Origin of the sequence: Paracoccus benzoatiresistens, assembly GCF_026913015.1 — a bacterium.
GTDB classification, from domain to species: domain Bacteria; phylum Pseudomonadota; class Alphaproteobacteria; order Rhodobacterales; family Rhodobacteraceae; genus Paracoccus; species Paracoccus benzoatiresistens.
Genome location: NZ_JAPTYD010000145.1, coordinates 1 through 1,638, shown reverse-complemented (window position 1 = coordinate 1,638; position 1,638 = coordinate 1). Strand labels below are relative to the sequence as shown.

Here is a 1,638-nt window from a genome sequence, read left to right as displayed (position 1 = left end):
GTCCGCCCCTCTTCATTTCCTCTACTTTTCGGGTGGGCGGGATAGGACAGTGACTTGGGTTATTCACCGGAACGTAAGGCGGCAGTGCTGAAACGGATGCTGCCGCCGCACAGCATGGCCATTCGGCAGTTGTCGCGGGAGGAAGGGATTTCCGAGGCGACGCTGCACAAGTGGCGGTCCGAGGCGCGGGGCAAGGGTCGACTTTTGCCTGACGCCGATGCTGGTCCCGAAGGCTGGTCTTCGCGCGACAAGTTCGCCGCGGTTCTGGAAACGGCGGCGCTGAACGAGGCCGATCTGAGCGAGTACTGCCGGACCCGCGGGCTTTATCCGGCGCAGATCACTGCATGGCGGGCGGCATGCGAACAGGCGAATGACTGGGAGTGCACAAGCAGGGCGCGTCTTGCTCAGGCCACGAAGGAAGAGAAGAAGCGGATCAGGGATCTGGAGCGGGACCTGGCGCGCAAGGACAAGGCTCTGGCTGAAACCGCCGCTCTGCTTGTTCTCCGAAAAAAGGCTTCGGCGATCTGGGGGGGCGACGAGGACGCATGATCAGCACCCTGGATCGCCAAACCGCCGTTGCTCTGATCGACGCGGCTGTCACCGCTGGCGCGCGGCGTGCCAACGCCTGTGCCGAGCTGAACATCAGCGATCGCACCCTGCGGCGCTGGACGAAAGACGGTCAGGTCCACGCCGATCAGCGCCCCCTCACGCCGCGCCCCGCGCCGGACAACAAGCTGAGCGCCCAGGAACGCGCAGCCGTGCTGGACATCTGCAATTCCGAGGAGTTCGCCAGCCTTCCGCCCAGCCAGATCGTGCCGAAACTGGCCGATCAGGGACGGTATCTGGCTTCGGAGGCCAGTTTCTACCGCATCCTGCGCGCGGAGGGACAACAGCATCACCGAGGCCGGTCCAAGCCTCCGGTCCGGCGCAAACCACCCGCCAGCCACAAGGCCAGCGCACCCTGCGAGGTCTGGACCTGGGACATCACCTGGATGCCGGGGCCGGTCGCCGGTATGTTCTTCTATCTCTACCTGATCGTAGACATCTTCAGCCGGAAGATCGTTGCCTGGGAAGTTCATGAGCGCGAGAGCGCGGAGCTGGCGGCTGCCCTGATCCGGCAGGCGGTTCTGGCGGAAGGCTGCATCACGCGCCCGCTGGTCCTTCACGCCGACAATGGCAGCCCCATGAAGGGCGCGACGATGAAGGTGACGATGGAGAAACTCGGCATCACGGCCTCCTACAGTCGGCCGCGTGTCAGCAACGACAACCCCTTTTCCGAGGCCCTGTTTCGGACCTGCAAATACCGCCCGAACTGGCCGGCCAAGGGCTTTGCCAGCAAGGCCGCTGCCCAGGCTTGGGTGAAATCCTTCGCCAACTGGTATAACGGCGAGCACCTTCACAGTGCGATCCGCTTCGTCACGCCAAATGCGCGCCACACCGGACGTGACCGTGCAACACTCGCCAGTCGCACCATTCTCTATGCAAATGCACGGGCGCAACATCCCGAACGCTGGTCAGGCCAAACCCGCAACTGGCAACCCGCCGGACCCGTCTGGCTCAACCCTGACCGCGAAACCAGCGTCCCTGAGATCAGAGACGTCGCATGAAATCGGCGGACAACTACCTTGATAAACACCG

At 63.7% G+C, this 1,638-nt stretch carries 1 protein-coding gene; it reads left to right on the top strand.

Features of this window, described 5'->3' with window-relative positions; genetic code table 11:
- Positions 1 to 96 precede the first annotated feature (96 nt).
- Positions 97 to 1,607, top strand: a protein-coding gene (locus OU682_RS23850; RefSeq protein ID WP_371832314.1) for an IS3 family transposase whose coding sequence is annotated in 2 segments (ribosomal slippage) — positions 97 to 523 and positions 523 to 1,607 — 1,512 coding nt in all. Because the reading frame shifts where the segments join, the coding sequence is not laid out codon by codon here.
- Positions 1,608 to 1,638: the final 31 nt, after the last annotated feature.